The following is a 17,709-nucleotide window of genomic DNA, read 5'->3' on the forward strand; positions in this document are numbered from 1 at the left end:
TGTTTATAGCATTATTCTACATGCGTAAAAATCTTAGCTACAATTTTCCAATCATTTCCTATTTTAGTTAGAGATAGGTAGTCGTAATAATTATAACCCAACATAGGTACATGTAACTTTGCCATGGCAATTTTCCCCATAATATCAACTCCAATAATTTTCATGTTAAAAGATTCCTTCAAATCATTTGGACTTTGTCTGTTGGCAACACCTTCAATATAGGCTTCAGCACTTTTAAAATAGTCAGTCCCTTTAATATCTCCATAAATAGGAGTATTGTTATGAAAGCATGCTCGAAGTTTTTCAGTATCTTCATAAAAAATACCCTCAAAGTAGTTAGTTACTAAATGTTCTATTGCTGTTATATTCTCTTTATACATCTTTTTTAGTTTTTAAATAGCATGTCCAACAGTATGTCCACCAGCCACATTCATAGTTTCACCTGTAACAAAATTTGAAAAAGCTAAATAATAAGCAGCTTCAGCAATATCAGTTACCTCACCAATACGGTTTAGTAAGTGTAATCCTGCCAAACTATCAGCATCTTCAATACCTATTTTACTTTGCAACGGACTTCTAATAATACCAGGAGCAATAGTGTTTACTTTAATATTATCATTCCCAAACTCAGCAGCTAACTGTCTGGTTAAGGCATGAATTGCACCTTTGCTCATTAAAGGAGCAGTAGCAGGAAAACCAGCAATAGCATGGTCTACCAATACGGTTCCTATATTTATAATCGCCCCGTTTTTTTGTGCTACCATACTTGGAATAACAGCTTGAGAAGCAAAGTAAGTTCCTTTTAAATTTACGTTCCAATACAACTCTAAATCGCTTTCTTCAACCTCTAAAAAAGGTTTAGGAGCAAAGATTCCAGCGTTGTTAATTAATACATCTATACTGTTGAATTTTTCTAAAGCTAAGGCCACTAATCGCTTACTTGTTTCTTGTTTACTAATATCTCCAACAAGAAGCGCTGCGTTTGAAGGACTTCCTAACTCTTTATAAGCTTTTTGTAAGTTTTCTTCGCTAGAAGCATTCATTACCACATTGCATCCTTTTTCTATAAAAAGTTTAGCAATTTCTTTACCAATACCAGTTGAAGCTCCTGTAATAATTGCAGTTTTATTTTTCATGAGTCTTATTTTTTAGTTCCTAAATATTGTTTACCATCATGTCCCCAATTACCCATAGGAACTTCTTCAATAACAATATGGGTAGTTGCAGGATTTTTCTGAAGTACATCAACTAAAAGCTGTGTAGTTCCTTCAATAAGTTGACGTTTTTGTTCTTGAGTTACTTGTTCGTCAGTAACTTTAATGTTTACAAAAGGCATAATAATATGTTTTAAAATTATTTTACAAAGTTGCAATGCAAGCACAACTTTACACAGGAGCTATGTCACACCTTTAAAGTGATGTATGTCACATACAAACAATAAGAAATATTAAAAACTAAGAATTAAGCCTGCTAAGAGTTTCTCTAGAAACCCCTAAATAAGCAGCAATCATTTTTTTAGGAACACGTTGAAAAAGGGTAGGGTATTGTTCTAAAAGTTGGTCATATCGTTCTTTTGCAGAATTTTGTAAGAGCGATACAATTCTTTTTTGAAGAGCTATTCTACCCATTTTACTCTTTTTAGCCCAAAAGCGTTCCATTTTGTGCATGGTAGCAGTAAGTTTATCACGGTTTTCATAAGTGATATATAGTAGCTCAGAATCCTCAATGCAATCAATAGCCGTTTTAGACGGTAGTTGCTTTACAAATGACTCGTAATCAGTAATCCACCAATTTTCCATAGCAAACTGTAAAATATGTTCTTTACCGCTATCTTCAATAAAATAACTCTTTACACAACCTTTTATCACCCAATACTCTTTATTGGCAGTTTCGCCTTCTTGCAGTAAGTATTGATGTTTACGCTTAGTAACAGGCTGAAAAAAACTTAGGATATAAGTAAATTCCTCATCGGTAAGAGGAATAATTTCTTCAATATGTTGTCGTAAAGGATGTGTCATTTAATAAAGAGTATGCTATTTTCTTTTTATTGTATGCAAATATACTTGTAAAGTAAGTAGTATTTAGAAAATGTTTTTACATACCGTCATTACAATGAGGGATTTATTTAGAACTCCAAACAAAAAGATTACCACGCTTTATTCATAATGACTATATATTTTATGACCTTCAAGAAAATCTTTGAAAATCAAGACAGCAGCGATGGATGTAAGATAAAAAGCTGTTTGAGCGATAGCGAAATCGTTAGATTCGTGAGTTCTTTGATAAAAAATAAAAATAACACGAACAATTCTTTTTATCAGGGGTAGGTGTCGTAGTATTTTCTTACGATTTTATTGTACGTCTTGATTTTTGCTTCTTTTTATCAAGAAAAAGAATATAAAAATCCTTTTTATCGTTATCACTCTCAATGACGTAAACCTATATATACAATAGTATACGGTCATTCCGAACGATAGTGAGCAATCTCACTCCAAAGTATTACACTTATTCTTTTATTATAATCACTGTCAGTTCGAGTGATTTTTATTGAGTGATAACGAAGTAAAAATTGTATCGAGAACTATTAGAAAACTTCTCGATACAAAATTATTTTTATTTCATTTCAATAATTTTACTCGAAGTGACACTGGATGATAAAAAGAATATAGAAAAAAGAGAATAGAACAAAGACCTATAAATAAGTCAATACTCTAACAGCGAAGTAGTCTTTTGTTAAAGATCGAATACTAAAACAGAGTTAACAAAAGTACCTTATAAGTACAAACAAAGTACACGCTCCGTATTTACTTAGTACAAAGAGATTTAATGAAAAATATTCTAGTTTTTTAAGTGGAAAAATTGTAGGTTTGATACGTTGAAATTGCTAAGGATTACTTCAACAAGAAAAAAATATAACTAAAAAGCGATGCTATGAAATATAGAACTATGCTGTTGTTTAACAACAGAGAGATAGAAGTACTAACCTATAACTTTGGTTTTAATAGAAACATCAATACTTCTGATCAACCTACAAGCTCTGCTAACTTTGCAGGTTTAGAATTAGAAATTGAATCTGGTGGTAATACAGATATTGAAGAATGGGCATGTAAAGAAAATGCTATAGACCAATTAGAATTAAAAATCTACTATCCGTATTTAAAAGGAGGCTCTAAAACAATGACTTTCTTTGATTGCTATCTTAAAAAGTTTGAAACTATTTTTTCTAGTACAAACGATCAACCGATAAAAGACCGATTAATTATTACATGTGCTGGAGTAAAAACACCTAACTCTTCGATAGAATATACAACACATTGGAGAAAAACACTATCTGGTACACAAAATGAAGTAACCAATAATGGTAGTACTGTTTCAAGTGACGGCACAAACTTTAGTGTAACCCCAAAATTATCGTAATATGCCAAGTTTTGTCCCCCTAGGAATTGCTGATTACAGCGGAAATAGTGAAAGAGGCTTTGTACAATTTACTTACCAAATAGCCGATAATAATGCCAAAGAACTAACGCTACAAATTAGAGATGGAAGCTCGGTGATATATGAAGAAAAAATAACCGATGCCAACAAACTAAAACAAGGAGAACACATTTGGAAATGGGATGGGTTTGATAGCGGCGGAATTTTAGATACTGCTAAACTAACACAATACGAAAATTTAAACCTGTATACTATTGGCGTAGATAACTCAAATAACTACAGTAGAAAAAAGTTAGATTTTAGTATGCGTTATGATGAGGTTAAATGGGTAGATGTAAAGATTGATAAAAACTCTAAAAGAATAGATGTTACACTACGTGTTAACCTAAAAGATGGAGGAGCAAAAGGAATAGAGTGTTATGAAAAAGATATTGACCCTGATCCAAAACTTAGAGTTCCAATGAAAGTATGTCCGTGGGATAAAATACCACAGGGAGACTTAATTACTGGTAAACCTCCTTTAACAGCACGTACAAGAAGTTTTGAAGATTTAGAAAGGTTGGCTTTAGAAGGCTTAAATTACCATTGGGGAAGAAACAGGAACCATTACGTAGCCAAAGATGTTGATATTGATGGAGAAAAATATGAAGTTTATGTAAACGCAATAAATACAACGGAGAAAACAATGGATGATGTTAGTTTAATCTTTAATACAAATGGTGATTGGATGCGCTCAGGAAACCCAGGAACTGTGGAAGACCCTATTTCTTTTGTAGGAAATATTGTTTCTAGAGAAGCTGTATGCTATAATGTAGGGTATATTTATGAGTATTTTTATTTAGAAAATTGGGATTATCAAACTTTAGCTAATGAAGATAATGAGTTTAGGGAGACATCTGCACATGAAATAGGACACACTATTTTAAAAGCATATGGAGGAACTTTTTATAGCTATGGTCATAAAGGAAGCGTAAATACTATTACTCAAAAACAAAAATCATCAGCCCCAGCTTACCCAGTTTCTGGAGAAATTGATATTATGCCATATTTGAAAAAGAATAAATATGGAGGAAAACGAAGACAACCTAACATATATAAAAGACTTGTAGCTTCAGAAAAAGATGTGTTAAGTTTACTTTGGTTAACTAAATTAAAATTGAAATGAGAAAGCTGTTTTTAATAATTTTATTGATTGTAATAACTCAATCTTGTTCAACAAAATATCACGGTTATGTTTATGATTTTGATAAAGAAACCCCTTTAAATAAAGTGAAAGTTTATTATAAAGATTCTACAGATTTTGTTCTTAGTAATAAAGAAGGATATTTTGAGGTAAAAAAAAGCGCTACAATAAAATACCTTCTCTTTGAAAAAGAAGATTATCGAAGATTTAGTTTAAGTACATTCGATAGACAAAATGAATTTATAAAAGAACAACCATTTGGAGATACTATCTATTTAATATCAAAAAATAGTAAACATAGAAGACCTCAAATAGCATTACCTATTAAAAACTAAAAAATGAGGCTTTGTTACTTACTAATAATGACGTTTATTTTAAACTCATGTTCATCAAGAATAGAAAGACCCGAAATTAAAGGAACACTATACGATTCTTTAACATACAAATCAGTTAAAGGTGTATTAATACAGATTGATGATGAACAAATAAAGTCCGATAACCAAGGAAAGTTTACCATACAGAGAGTAAAGAAAAGAGTGATGTTTAATTTTGAAGGAGGGCGTGTTCCTTTATTTTATTCAATGGAATTAAAACATCCAAAATATAAGAGTATCAAAATTGAAAAAGGAACAAGAGGGAGTTTTGGAGAAGAAACAATATTGTATGATTCAATTTTCCTAAAGCCACTTGAAAAGTAAACGTATTCTACAGATGTTATGCAGCTAAAATGAAAAAACTAATTATTCTCTTCAGTCTAATTTATTTAGCAAGTTGTACTAATCATGTAAATGTGAAGATTAAAGGACATATTACTACAAGTAATGACTATAAAATAAAAAAGATAGAGGTTGGTCAAAAAATAGTACACTCTCCGATGGATTCCAGTTATTCAAAAATATTAGATATAAAGTTAACAAAGGATGGTTATTTTGAATTTGAAATTCAAAGAAAGGAAATGAAAGGAGACAGTAATTTTGCTGTCATATTTAAAGAGGAAAGATATGAAACGGAATACAAGTTTGTAGATATAAGAAAAGAGAAAGAAATTGATTTAGGTACAGTTCTTTTAAAATTAAAAGGATAACATTAATGTGGTATGAAAATGAGAAGAATAGTTTATGTATGTATCCTTTTACTCGCTGTATCTTGTTCTAAACATAAGTATTATTTCTCGCCTTTTATTCAAGGAAGTATTTATGATGCTAAATCTAAGAAGCCTATAGATAGTGTGAAGTTATCAATAAATTTATTAGAGAAAAGTACTTTAAAAGTAGTTTCACAAAGGGAGACTTTATCTAACAGCGATGGTTTTTTCTCATTAAACTCAGACCATATACTGTATACAGGAGATGGAAGAGAAGAATCTTCTCTTTTTGATGGGAGGTATACGAGTTTTTTAATACTTGAAAAAAGAGGATGTAAAAAAGACACTATACAAATAGAAAAATACTGGAAACGAAATGACACAATTGCTAAACTGGATTCAATCTTCCTAAAGCCAATTGAAAAGTAAGTGTGTTCTAGGCATGTCATGTAGCTAAAATGAGAAAACAAATATTATTAATAGTATTAATTACATTTTTTACTTCTTGTACTGAAGGTACAAAAGAGTATTTTGAGGGGTATGTTTATTATAAAGAAATTCCCCTCAAAGGTGCAGTAATAACTGAGGGACACTCTGAGCCTAATAACGTGTTTTCAACAACAGATAGTTTAGGGTATTTTAAACTAAAGCGATTTTCACAAACTTATGCAGATAAACTAATATTTAGTAAAAAAGGATTTAAAACAGATACCGTTTACCTATTAAGAGGTAGAAACTCCCCACCTCTATATACACTATTTTTACGTGAACAATCAGACACTTTATTTATGAAGAGGATAGAATAAAATGAAAAAAGTAGTATTCATATTTATAATAGTAACATTAACAAGCTGTTTTGTTAAAAGAGTTAGTAGACCTCCTATAATAGGTTATATATATAACTCTAAAACATTACAAAAAATAGATAGTGTTGATGTAGTAACTTGGGATTCAGTAAAAAAAGATTATTCTACTGAAACCATTAGTGATGTAAACGGGAGCTTCTTTTTAAAAATGAAAACTTACTACGATAAAATGGCTATAGGAGGTGAAGCTCCCATGGGCTTTTTTAAGTTTAGTTTAATAAAAAAAGGATATGAAAAAAGAAGTATTGAGAGAAGAGGTAGGTATGGTTTTACAAAAGACACTATAAGGTTCGACTCAATCTTCTTAAAACCACTTGAAAAGTAATAGTTACAACTTAAAAAGGCAACTAAATTAATGGTTAATGTAATTATTCTAAAGTCTATATTTTAACAGTAAACATTCTTTCATCTAACTTCAAAATCAACCGTCATTCCGAACGATAGCGAGAAACCGTAAGGTTCAGCGTAGCTAAATCTAACTCAAAAGAGTTACCCTTGTTCTTTATATTATAATCACTGTCAGTTCGAGTGATTTTTATTGAGTGATAACGAAGTAAAAATTGTATCGAGAACTATTAGAAAACTTCTCGACACAAAATTATTTTTATTTCATTTCAATAATTTTACTCGAAGTGACACTGGATGATAAAAAGAATATAGAACGAAGACCTATAAATAAGTCTTTACTCTAACAGCGAAGCGGTCTATTCTCTTAGCTCTAAAATAACCGTCATAACGAAGAACGATAAAACACCCTATAAAACATTGAGAATTTTGTTAGTTATACTAGTTAACATCTCATACCCATTAAAAAACATAACAAAAAGAGTATAAAACATAAAAAAGTACGAGCATATAGCTCGTACTTTTTACGTTATAAAATTTTGTTTGAAACATCAAACACTACTGTTGCCTGTTACATAACAGTAGTGTTTGGTGTTAAACAACAGTACTGTTATTACTTAAGCAACAGTAAGACTAAATGTAGAATCACCTACCATAATATCTTTTAAAAAGCGTTCAGAGTTTCCTGTTGCCTGCGTTTTAACCCTAACACGATAGTTACCAGCAGCAAGAGCAGGAGCTTGACCAATAATCTTCTTATAGCTGTTTTGTGCTAAATAAGAAACTTTGGTTTCGGTACCATCTTCGGCAACAAAATACAAACCAACCTCAGGTAAGTCTCCAGCAACTTTTAAACGCAAACCATTCAGCTCAAACAATCCGTTGGCAGATAAGATAGTATTCGTAGTTGCTGTGGTAATATCTTTTAAATTATTAATAACCGTGTTGGTAATAGGAGCAGTTACTTTTTGTAGCGGAATATCGTCTTTAATTTCGTTGATTAGCTTTCCGCTGTTGAGGTTAACGTGTAGTTTATGAGTTTCAGGATTAAAACCATCTTCCTCGGTATCAAAAACCCCAGAAATAGAGTACCCAATATTTAATAAAGGTAGATTAATGTTATCACCATCTTCTATCGACTCGATAATTTCTTCATAGTAAGAATTAAGCACCGCCACAATATCGGTTTTACTTACTAGGTTACGTTTGCTCAACATTTTATCTATCAACTCGTCTTGATTAATAGTACGCTCTGTTAATACGCGTGCTGAGTAGTTAGTTTCATCGGTTAACTTGTTTTCAATTAAATAGTACTTCATCATATCGATTTTTAAAATTACTTACTTTTTCTTTTGAATCCTTTTTGGGGTAGTAACAGCTAGCGTATTGGAGCAATAACCAATACATGCCAAAACAATTACTAACCTTGGTGTTATTCATCACCAAATAGTCAGGTATAAGAGTACCTTAATAGCATTAACTTCGTAAAGATGTTGTAAAATTGAATGTGATTGAATAGTAATAAGAGATAGCAATTTACTTTTTACAAACAATTTTTATAGCTGACACTAAAATAGTTTTTTTTCGTTTTAACCCTCTGACTTTATGAGTTTTTTAACGTTTTAGGAAGCGTAGGGGAGGTATGGAAAAAGAAAACGCGGATGTGGAATCCGCGTTTTCAGTTATAAAGCGATTTTTATTGAGTAAAATAGACTGTTGAGGTAACTTAATCATATGTGTTTTTAGAAACCTAATAGAAGTAGAGTTAATTTGGATTACTAAAATAAATTATTGGCTATTTTCTTTTTAATAAGAATCGTTTAGGTATTTGTGATCTTTGTTCAATTTTTTGATGCTCTTTAAATCCCATACTGTGAGTTTGACAATGGTTTACTATTTTATGTTCCATTATGCGTTTAGCTGTTTTTGAAAAACCATCAGAATCAATTTTATCGTATATTTCATCGATTTGTAAACTTTTATTATACCACATTAGAATTCCATGTTTAATGATGAAAGTGGAAGGAGTATTTTCTAAGTCACAAACATTCTCAACTACATTTGTTAGTCTATTTGAACCTAAAGAATGGATGATTTTACTATTAAAACCATAGATAATACCGAAATTTAGATTCCAGAATATATTCCTTGCTATTTTCTTTAGTTTTTCTTCATTTCCTAGTAATTTCTTTTTTTCTTCTTCTGTCTCTTTTTCATGAATTATTTGTTCTAGTTTCTTTGTTATGAGTTCTTCAACAAAATTCTGAGAATCTTTGTTTTTTATTAATTCTATAAATGATGTCAAAACTCTGAGATGTACATTCATCCCTTCTTTAAAAATAGATTCTAGTTGTTCTTTTTTTAGTGAACCTGCACGATTTTTTATAATCCTACCCATTACTTCCACAGTCTTAATGCTTCTGCGTAATTCTATGGCTAGTTCATCATCTTCAAATTCATTATCAATTTCACTCTTTTGATTTGTTGAATGAGATTTTTCAATTTCATCTTTCATTTTTAACTCTTCATTTCTTTGATTTTCAGCTGATTCTGATGCTTGTGGTAATACTGCTTGAACTACTTCGTCTATCCGATCATCAAAAAAATTCAATTCGTCAGCACTAAGGGTGGCTGGAGAATATTTTTCAAATAGTGTCATTGCATTCAAAATAACTTCATCAAGGACAGTAGTGCTTTTATCATGATGCGAAATAAATATTGCGATATAAGCAAATTCATCAATATGTAAGTTGCTAAGAATTTCATTAATGTTTTTTGATTGTTTACTAGCGTTGTCGGCAAAATACTTTGCAGCAAAGAAGTAATATAAATATGGGTAACTAAAAGAGTAGTTACCTAAACCGTCCAAGTGAAGAATATTGGTGTTTCTAAGATTTCTAATTACTTCTTCTATTCCTATAGTAAGATTGAAATTAGATTTATACACTTCAATATATTTTTCAAATTCTATTTTATTAACTACTGTTTTTCCTTTTTCAAAATAGAAAAAAGCTAATTCTGTAAGGAAATTAAAGTAAGTGTCAAAATCATCATTTTTCACTCCTTCTTTTCGGAGATATATGTATACTAATGTTTGATAAAAATATCCTTGTGATGTAATATTTTGGTCTAATGGTTTACTAACTGTATCGGAGCTACTTATAAATGATAAAATGAAAAAAGGATAAGAAGGCATTATTCCTTTACCAATAATTTTTCCTAAAGCGGAATCAACAAGTTCAGTTTTATTATCTATTTCCTGATATATTTCATTGTCTGTTGTCCAATTATTTTCAGAAAGTAAAACCCAATTTTTGATTAATTCATTCCGTTGAGAAGGACTGAATTCATTAATCTTGTATTGTTTATACTGGTCCATTAATGTTTCATTCTTAAAGTTGAAACCAAAAATATCATCAACTATTATGACTTGCTTTTCAAAGTTAATGATTTGACTAACTATTTTTTCTTTGTGTTTAGCGAAATGAAAATCGTCTAATATTAAAACAACTTTGTGTTTGTCAATTTCTGAAGGCTTAATATCTGAACCACTATACTGTTCTTTAAATGCTTTCTCAATTTTTGAATATATAGATCCAAGATAGTTATTTTTACCATCAGAAAGATAAATGGGTACTAAACCTTGATTAAATAATTTCAAGAACAAACGTTTACACAATGTAGTTTTTCCGGATTGACCTTCACCTGCGATTAGAATTTTTTTATTCTCACTTAGAGTTCCAATCATCTCGCTACAATTAATGTCATCTAATTCATCCTTTGAATCATCAAATTCTTTTAGTAGTGGAGATACATAAATATCACTCAGTAATACTGATTGTTTGCTTGAATGCGCCTTTGATAGCATTTCACTATCTTCTAAGAATACCTGAAACTCGTCAGTTAATTTTATATCTATTGATTCATTTGTTTTTATTGGTTGTTGCATAGCTTTGATTGTTAAATCGTAGAGTAATTCAAATAATAGTAGATGGCTTTTTTGACTAAGAGTGTTTTTTTCTTTAGAATTACTTCGTCCACCATTTCTGTCGTCAATCCAAGTATATAAATCTAGATACTCTTCAATATTTCTATTTAATCTGAGGTTTTGCTTAATAAAGTCACAACCAAAAGATGTGTTTAGTTCATCTCCAAGTTTATAGCTTTCTTCGAAAAATGAAGCTGTTTTTGCAGCTTCTCTAGCTAGTGTTTTTGGAATAATATCTTCTCCTTCCCATTCTAATTTTTGATAATCCACCATGGCTGAATTAGTGAGATAACTATTTCTAGCTTTTTGAATACTTTTAAGCACCTGAATAATAAATTCACTTTCACAGACTTTGAATTTAAATTGCTCGCACCCCTTGAATATAGTTTTTGTGTCAATATCCAGAAATTCGTTTATTTCAAAAAAGTTTCTTGTTTCACCTTTGTGAATATTATAGTCTAATTCAGTTTTTGTTATTGGAACAATACTTACAATTTGTTCATTGGTATCTTCTTTTTGTAGTAAAAACAAAGCATTCTTTTCTAGTTTTTTTTTGTGTATTTTAATTTTTTCTATCCAATTTCTTCTTTCAATAGCGTCTTGGATATTTTCAGGAATAAGGACAATTAAATCTAAATCACTTTTACTTGGTTTAAACATCCTGCCATCCATATAAATCGAGCTACCGAATAAATATATGGCATCAATCCTAACATCTTTAGATGTTTCTTTTTTCCAGTCTTGGATTAGTTCAATTATTTCGTTTTTCATTTTTATACTATTAGGTAATATATGAATAAGCACAATTGTGTTTATCCTAAATAATTATAAATAAGTCGACAAATTATAAAACTAAAGACGTAAGGTCTTACGGTTTTCCGCAACCCAAATTGCAGATATCCGCAAAACATACATTATTACACATATAATTACCATTTAATAACACAATAGTTGTTATTACTAATGATATTTTACTACTTTTAAAATGTTAATATGCAGTTATATAGTGTTTTAATACATGTTGTACTACCAACATAAAAACAAGTATAGTTGCATATAACAACAACCAACAAACTAAACTTTATAAATATTATGAAAACCCTAAGCACTTGCTTAGCACTCTTTTTTTATGTGCTATGCATTAACGGACAAACACAAACTATTAACTGTGAATCCGAAATAAAAAAGTTGAGTAGTACCTATGAAAACTACAACAAAACATTAGAAAAAAAGAAGCAAGAAATAGACGAAACTAAAAAGTCGATAACCCAAGAAAGCTTAGACAAGCTCAGCCTATTAATTAATGACAGAAAAACGTATATAGATTCACTAAACCTTACGTACGCTAAATTTACTAGCTATAAAAACGTGTGTACCAATATTCATGCTGATTCAATAGCTAGTTGGTTTCCTCATAAAGAACCACCAACACAAGAAACCATAGCAAGAGATACAGCGCAAGAAGAAACGGTAGAAGAACCTGTAACCTATAGCTATTTTAACGAAGATGTAATTATTAGTGAAGATGTTAACGGAGTCGAGAGAACGTCTAGAGAGAAAAAAGTGTTCAATCAGGTATTAAAACAAGTAAACCAAGAAGCTTACTTTGGAGACATTACCATACCTAAAGAAGGGCAAGAGTTTTGTTTTTATAACAATGAGCATAAGCGTCAAGATACCCTAAAGTATAAGTTTAAAAAGATAGATATTGAAATCCGCGATGGTAGCTTAGCTGATATTCAAGTATTGGTAGAATACAAAGGAAGCATGCTGTTGTTTGAAAACTACGTAGGGGTAAGCTTTTTACGATACGGATATTGGGCATCTAAAAACTATCTTTTTTACTCACAAAAACAACCAACAACTAATGTTGATGAAGCCGAGTTTGAAAACCTTCGTATTCGTTTAAGCGATGTATTAATGTATAAGTATAAAATAGGAAACAACTACGTGCCACACGACTTAACGTTGGAACTGCCTAAAGAAGATATTGACGGAAACGAAACCAACCTAACAGCACCGGCAACCTACCAAATAAAACAAGACACTTATTTAGATAAAATAGTAGAATTACGTGCTTATACCGACTTTTTAGCACTCTTTGGAGAGTCTGACAACGGATTGGTGCAGTTAGAAGGAAGTGCAAAGTTTTATGTATTTCCTTTTTCAAGACAAATCTTTAGTTCCTCAATGCAGTTTGAGTTTTTAAAGTCGATTACACCTTATGTACACTACGCTAAGTTTGAAGAAGATAAAGGATTGGTTGCTGCAACAGGTGGTGTAATAGGAAATACGTTAGATTTGGTAGAAAAACGTTTTTTAACCGTTGGTGGAGAAGTGAACCTATTTGAAGTATATCAAAAAAATTACCCGATGAAAATGAACTTCTTTGGTACGGTAGATTACAACCTAACAAGAGTTCAAAACGACAACCAAGGAGTAGAAAACCTAAAAGCATTGAGTTATGGAGGAGGAATAAGCTTGTCATCAAAACGATTTAACAACTTCGGATTCAATTATAAATTAGGACTTCATTGGTTTGATTATAAAAGCTATAACGGATCTAGCGCCATAGATTTAGACTTTAAAGTACCTGTAGTAAAGAACCAAGCAGAAGTATTTTATCATCCTAACAAAAACCCAAACCAAGCCATTTTTGCAAGATTAGTAACCTATAACTACAAAGGAAACGAAAGCGATGAAGCTTTTTATCAATTTCAATTTGGATATAAGTTCTCCATAGGGTCAAGAACAGTAAAGAAATAAAGTAAAAAGAGGTTATTTGTTAAGAATAACCTCTTTTTATATAACAGTTTTATGAGTTCTATTAAAATCTAACAAAATTCTAATTTCATCGTGTCACCTCGAACCTGTGGGAGAGGTCTCAAGGTTATGAGTTACTTCTTTTAATAAGATTTAGTTACGCTGAACCTTACGGTTTCTCTCTATCGTTCGGAATGACAGAAGATTTAAAACCAAGAAGCAAGACCGCTTCGCTGTTAGAATATAGATTTATAAGCGTCATTTCGACCAGCGGGAGAAATCTTATAATTGTATGTTAGGTACTGTTAAGAATGTTCTAGACTTAAATTAAGCAGATTCCTCTCTATCGTTCGGAATGACGACTTTTTTTAGTATTTACCACTAACCAAGCTTCTCACGTATTTTATCCAAACACAAATTATCAATACTCCCTATATGTGTATGTTTTTTAGAAGTATCAGGAGTATATGTACCGTTGACAACTTCGCCACCAATTTTTTGGTAAGCCTCTCTAAAACTCATTCCATTTTCTACTAAAGTATTCATGTTATCTACCGTAAATAAGTATTTATACTTTTCATCCTGTAGGTTAATATCCTTCACAATAACTTGCTGAATAGCATAATCAAAAATATCTAGCACATCTTTTAACTCTTCAAAAGCATTGATGATATTTTCTTTTAATAACTGATAATCTCTATGATAACCACTTGGTAAATTGTTAGTGATTAATAAGGTTTCGGTATACAACGCTTGAATTTTATTGCACTTACCTCTAATGAGTTCAAACACATCAGGATTCTTTTTATGCGGCATAATGCTGCTGCCTGTGGTTAATTCATCAGGAAAAGAAATAAAATCAAAATTCTGACTCATATACAGGCAAATATCCATGGAAAAACGAGCTAAGGTGTTACTTACACTTCCTAATGCCATGGTAAGCGTACGCTCACTTTTTCCTCTGCTCATTTGTGCTGCCACTACATTGTATTTTAAGGTTTCAAACCCAAGTTCTTTAGTGGTAAACTCTCTATCAATAGGGAAGGAACTACCATAACCAGCCGCAGAACCCAACGGGTTTTGATCTACCGTTTTTAGTGCAGCATCTACCATGTACAAATCGTCAATTAGCAATTCAGCATACGCAGAAAACCATAACCCGAAAGAAGAAGGCATTGCCACTTGTAAGTGGGTGTACCCAGGTAATAACTTGGTTTTATGTTCTTCTGCCAACTGTAATAACGTATTGAAAAGTGTTTTAGTTTTATCAGAAATCAGCTGTAAATTGTCTTTATAATACAACTGCAAAGCCACTAAAACTTGATCGTTTCTGGAACGTGCTGTGTGTATCTTTTTACCAACTTCACCATATATGTTGGTTAATTCGAACTCAATTTTAGAATGTACATCTTCAAACTGAGGATCAATTACAAAAGTACCGTCTGCCACTTTCTGTTGTAGTGTAGCAATTCCACTAGTTACTTGCGCTAATTCTTCCGAAGTAATAATACCGATGGAAGCCAGCATTTTTGCATGTGCTAGTGATGCTTTCAAGTCGTACGGTGCAATGTGTATGTCTATTTCTCTATCGTTTCCAACAGTAAAATGCTCTATTTTTTTATCTATGGATAATCCTTTGTCCCAAAGTTTCATGTTTTTATATTTTTTAATTAGTACTGAGTATTGAGAAGTTAGTATTGAGTGTTAAACACTATAACTAACAAAATTCTCATTGTTTGTTTGTCACCTCGAACGTATGTGAGAGGTCTCAAACTTATGAGTTACTCTTTTTAATGAGATTTAGCTACGCTGAACCTTACGGTTTCTCTCTATCGTTCGGAATGACGATTGTTTTTTAGAGCCAAGAGAATAGACCGCTTCGCTACTAGAATAAAGACTTTCTATAATTAAGTCTTTTTTCTTTTCTCTTTTTTCTCGTTTCTTTCTTATAATACTTTCTCTAATAATTGAATATACAATTCAATCCCTTCCTCAATTTCTTGAAGGTAAATAAACTCATCAGCGGTGTGTGAGCGAGTACTATCACCAGGTCCTAATTTTAATGACGGACAACTCAACACTGCTTGGTCAGATAGGGTAGGAGAACCATAGGTTTTTCTTCCTAAAGCAACACCTGCTTGTACTAATGGATGTTCTTTTGGTATTGATGATGAATTCAAATTCAAACTTCTTGGTTGCATGTTACAAGGTGCATTTTGCTGTAAATAATCGCTAACTTCTTGATTGGTGTATTTATCGTTTACGCGAACATCTACCACTAATTTTACTTCGGAAGGAACAGCGTTGTGTTGTTTCCCCGCATTGATTTGTGTAACTGTTAACTTAACCTCACCCAAGGTTTCCGAGGTTTTTTCAAACGACACTTCTTTAAACCACTGTAATACATCAATGGTGTTATAAATAGCATTATCGTGGTTCGGATGTGCGGCATGACTTGGGGTTCCTTTTACCTCAGCATCAAAAACAACCAAGCCTTTTTCGGCAATAGCTAATTGCATTAAGGTAGGTTCTCCCACAATCGCTACATCAATGTTAGGTAAGGTTTTTAGTAATCCATTTAAACCGTTAGGACCGCTGCTTTCTTCTTCGGCAGTTCCTGCAAATACCAAATTATACGCTAAGTTTTCTTTTTGATAGAAATAGGTATAGGTTGCTAGTAATGATACCAAACAGCCTCCCGCATCGTTACTTCCCAAACCATAGAGTTTTCCTTCTTCCACAATCGCTTTAAAAGGATCTTTGGTATAGCCGTTATTAGGTTTTACGGTATCGTGGTGAGAGTTTAGTAACAGCGTAGGTTTGCTATCATCAAAATGTTTGTTTACCGACCATACATTGTTCTGTGTTCTGGTATACGGAATATCAAATTCTTGAAACCAGTTTTCCAATAGTAGGGCAGTAGCATTTTCTTCCGAAGAAAAAGAAGGTGTTTCTATCAAGTTTTTTAATAGGCTGATAGCTTTTGTAGTGAGTCTCTGTATCATGATAGTTGTAATGAGGTGTGTTTGTTTTTTGAGTTAAATACCATAGCTGTATTGCCTATGTGTACTTTTTGAACATTGTTTTTGAGGGCATGAAAGCAATTGTCTAACTTAGGAAGCATTCCTTCAAAAATGATTCCGTCAGTTTTTAGTTGAGTATAGGTTTCTAACGTGATTTGTTCAATAACAGAAGTATCATCAGCTACATCACTTAATACTCCTGGTTTTTCAAAACAGTAGTACAATTCTGTATTAAAATCAGCAGATAATCCTATAGCCAATTCAGCAGCAATAGTATCGGCATTGGTATTGAGTAATTGTCCGTTTGCATCGTGCGTAATTGCACAAAATACTGGAGTTACTTCATTATTAATTAATATCGTTACTACTTGCGGATTCACGATAACAACGTCGCCTGCAAATCCGTAATCTATAGGTTCAGCAGGACGTTTGGTTGATACAATGGTGTTTCCGTCAGCCCCTGTAAATCCCACAGCATTTGTATTGTTTGCTTGTAACTGCGCAACAATTTGCTTGTTGATTTTACCTGCATATACCATAGTAATTAAATCTAAAGTTTGCGTATCGGTTACACGCCTGCCATCAATCATAGTTACAGGAATATTCAATTCTTTAGCCAATTCAGAAGCTAATTTTCCACCACCGTGTATCAATACTTTAGGTCCTTTTAACTGAGCGAAATCAGCTAAGAAGCTATGTAGGGCTGTCTCATCATTAATGATGTTTCCGCCAATTTTAACAATCTTTATGGTTTTCATTTTTAGTTTTAAGTTTAATTTATTGTTCATTTTTTCTTGATAAAAAACGAACCAAAAAATCAAGTCTGTAAAGAGGAAATTGCTACGCACCACTCATTTTCAAAGCTTCATGCTTAAAGCTACGCTTAGCACTTCCGCTTTTTCACTCGTTATTTCTTTATACAGACAGTTTTCATATTTTAATTCTCTTTTAATTAAATGTCACGTCGAGTGATTTTTAGTACTGAAAGGGAGAAAAATTGTATCGAGACGTTTTCAAGTAGT

18 protein-coding genes are annotated in these 17,709 nt (G+C 31.8%); 9 read left to right on the forward strand and 9 right to left on the reverse strand.

Translation table 11 applies throughout. The annotated features are described in order from the left end of the window. Window positions 1-11: 11 nt before the first annotated feature. The 4 genes from C8N27_RS10165 to C8N27_RS10180 all read right to left on the reverse strand — a co-directional run bounded on the left by C8N27_RS10165 (window position 12) and on the right by C8N27_RS10180 (window position 2,018). Window positions 12-380: a nuclear transport factor 2 family protein gene (locus tag C8N27_RS10165; protein WP_121147259.1), complete on the reverse strand. Its 369-nt coding sequence runs from the start codon at window positions 378-380 to the stop codon at window positions 12-14. A 12-nt stretch (window positions 381-392) separates the two neighbouring features. Next, complete coding sequence (locus C8N27_RS10170; protein WP_121147260.1) at window positions 393-1,136, reverse strand: SDR family NAD(P)-dependent oxidoreductase; 744 nt, start codon at window positions 1,134-1,136, stop codon at window positions 393-395. A gap of 5 nt (window positions 1,137-1,141) precedes the next feature. After that, window positions 1,142-1,336, reverse strand: a complete 195-nt coding sequence (locus C8N27_RS10175) for a tautomerase family protein (RefSeq protein ID WP_073183706.1) — start codon at window positions 1,334-1,336, stop codon at window positions 1,142-1,144. Window positions 1,337-1,454: 118 nt separating this feature from the next. Continuing rightward, on the reverse strand, window positions 1,455-2,018 hold the full coding sequence (locus C8N27_RS10180) for a Crp/Fnr family transcriptional regulator (protein ID WP_121147261.1): 564 nt from the start codon (window positions 2,016-2,018) through the stop codon (window positions 1,455-1,457). A 913-nt stretch (window positions 2,019-2,931) separates the two neighbouring features. Here C8N27_RS10180 and tssD point away from each other — a divergent pair. The 8 genes from tssD to C8N27_RS10220 all read left to right on the forward strand — a co-directional run bounded on the left by tssD (window position 2,932) and on the right by C8N27_RS10220 (window position 6,893). After that, window positions 2,932-3,417, forward strand: a complete 486-nt coding sequence (tssD, locus tag C8N27_RS10185) for a type VI secretion system tube protein TssD (protein WP_124591113.1) — start codon at window positions 2,932-2,934, stop codon at window positions 3,415-3,417. A gap of 1 nt (window position 3,418) precedes the next feature. Next, entirely contained in the window at window positions 3,419-4,600 is a 1,182-nt protein-coding gene (locus C8N27_RS10190; protein WP_121147263.1) for a hypothetical protein, read from the forward strand. Beyond that, window positions 4,597-4,953 (forward strand): hypothetical protein, encoded by a 357-nt coding sequence (locus C8N27_RS10195; RefSeq protein WP_121147264.1) that lies wholly within the window; start codon window positions 4,597-4,599, stop codon window positions 4,951-4,953. Before C8N27_RS10190 ends, C8N27_RS10195 begins: the two co-directional genes overlap by 4 nt. Before the next feature lie 27 nt (window positions 4,954-4,980). Next, the gene (locus C8N27_RS10200; RefSeq protein ID WP_121147265.1) at window positions 4,981-5,316 is read left to right on the forward strand and encodes a hypothetical protein; all 336 of its coding nucleotides are present in this window, start codon (window positions 4,981-4,983) and stop codon (window positions 5,314-5,316) included. A 92-nt stretch (window positions 5,317-5,408) separates the two neighbouring features. Then, complete coding sequence (locus C8N27_RS10205) at window positions 5,409-5,702, forward strand: hypothetical protein (RefSeq protein WP_141554066.1); 294 nt, start codon at window positions 5,409-5,411, stop codon at window positions 5,700-5,702. Between the two features lie 18 nt (window positions 5,703-5,720). Then, window positions 5,721-6,131: a hypothetical protein gene (locus C8N27_RS10210; protein WP_121147266.1), complete on the forward strand. Its 411-nt coding sequence runs from the start codon at window positions 5,721-5,723 to the stop codon at window positions 6,129-6,131. A gap of 29 nt (window positions 6,132-6,160) precedes the next feature. Beyond that, a complete protein-coding gene (locus C8N27_RS10215; protein ID WP_099216183.1) occupies window positions 6,161-6,508 on the forward strand; it encodes a hypothetical protein in 348 nt (115 codons plus the stop codon). Window position 6,509: 1 nt separating this feature from the next. Next, window positions 6,510-6,893 carry a hypothetical protein gene (locus C8N27_RS10220; RefSeq protein ID WP_099216182.1) on the forward strand — a complete coding sequence of 128 codons (384 nt, stop codon included), beginning with the start codon at window positions 6,510-6,512 and terminating at the stop codon, window positions 6,891-6,893. A 637-nt stretch (window positions 6,894-7,530) separates the two neighbouring features. On the opposite strand, the gene C8N27_RS10225 is transcribed toward C8N27_RS10220, so the two are convergent. Both C8N27_RS10225 and C8N27_RS10230 read right to left on the reverse strand, forming a co-directional pair. Continuing rightward, window positions 7,531-8,232, reverse strand: coding sequence for an HU family DNA-binding protein (locus C8N27_RS10225; protein WP_167444744.1), 702 nt, complete (start codon window positions 8,230-8,232; stop codon window positions 7,531-7,533). Window positions 8,233-8,708: 476 nt separating this feature from the next. After that, window positions 8,709-11,672, reverse strand: a complete 2,964-nt coding sequence (locus C8N27_RS10230; RefSeq protein WP_147431719.1) for an STAND family AAA ATPase — start codon at window positions 11,670-11,672, stop codon at window positions 8,709-8,711. A gap of 321 nt (window positions 11,673-11,993) precedes the next feature. On the opposite strand from C8N27_RS10230, the gene C8N27_RS10235 reads away from it, so the two are divergent. Then, on the forward strand, window positions 11,994-13,667 hold the full coding sequence (locus tag C8N27_RS10235) for a hypothetical protein (RefSeq protein ID WP_121147269.1): 1,674 nt from the start codon (window positions 11,994-11,996) through the stop codon (window positions 13,665-13,667). A gap of 378 nt (window positions 13,668-14,045) precedes the next feature. Here the strand turns inward: C8N27_RS10235 and argH are convergent, their stop codons facing one another. The 3 genes from argH to argB all read right to left on the reverse strand — a co-directional run bounded on the left by argH (window position 14,046) and on the right by argB (window position 17,445). Next, window positions 14,046-15,317, reverse strand: a complete 1,272-nt coding sequence (argH, locus tag C8N27_RS10240) for an argininosuccinate lyase (RefSeq protein ID WP_121147270.1) — start codon at window positions 15,315-15,317, stop codon at window positions 14,046-14,048. Between the two features lie 293 nt (window positions 15,318-15,610). Further along, window positions 15,611-16,669, reverse strand: coding sequence for a M20 family metallo-hydrolase (locus C8N27_RS10245; protein ID WP_121147271.1), 1,059 nt, complete (start codon window positions 16,667-16,669; stop codon window positions 15,611-15,613). Further along, the gene (gene argB, locus C8N27_RS10250; protein WP_121147335.1) at window positions 16,666-17,445 is read right to left on the reverse strand and encodes an acetylglutamate kinase; all 780 of its coding nucleotides are present in this window, start codon (window positions 17,443-17,445) and stop codon (window positions 16,666-16,668) included. The genes C8N27_RS10245 and argB overlap by 4 nt, the downstream gene beginning before the upstream one ends. Window positions 17,446-17,709 lie beyond the last annotated feature (264 nt).

It is taken from the genome of Tenacibaculum discolor (assembly GCF_003664185.1).
In the GTDB taxonomy this organism is placed as follows: domain Bacteria; phylum Bacteroidota; class Bacteroidia; order Flavobacteriales; family Flavobacteriaceae; genus Polaribacter; species Polaribacter discolor.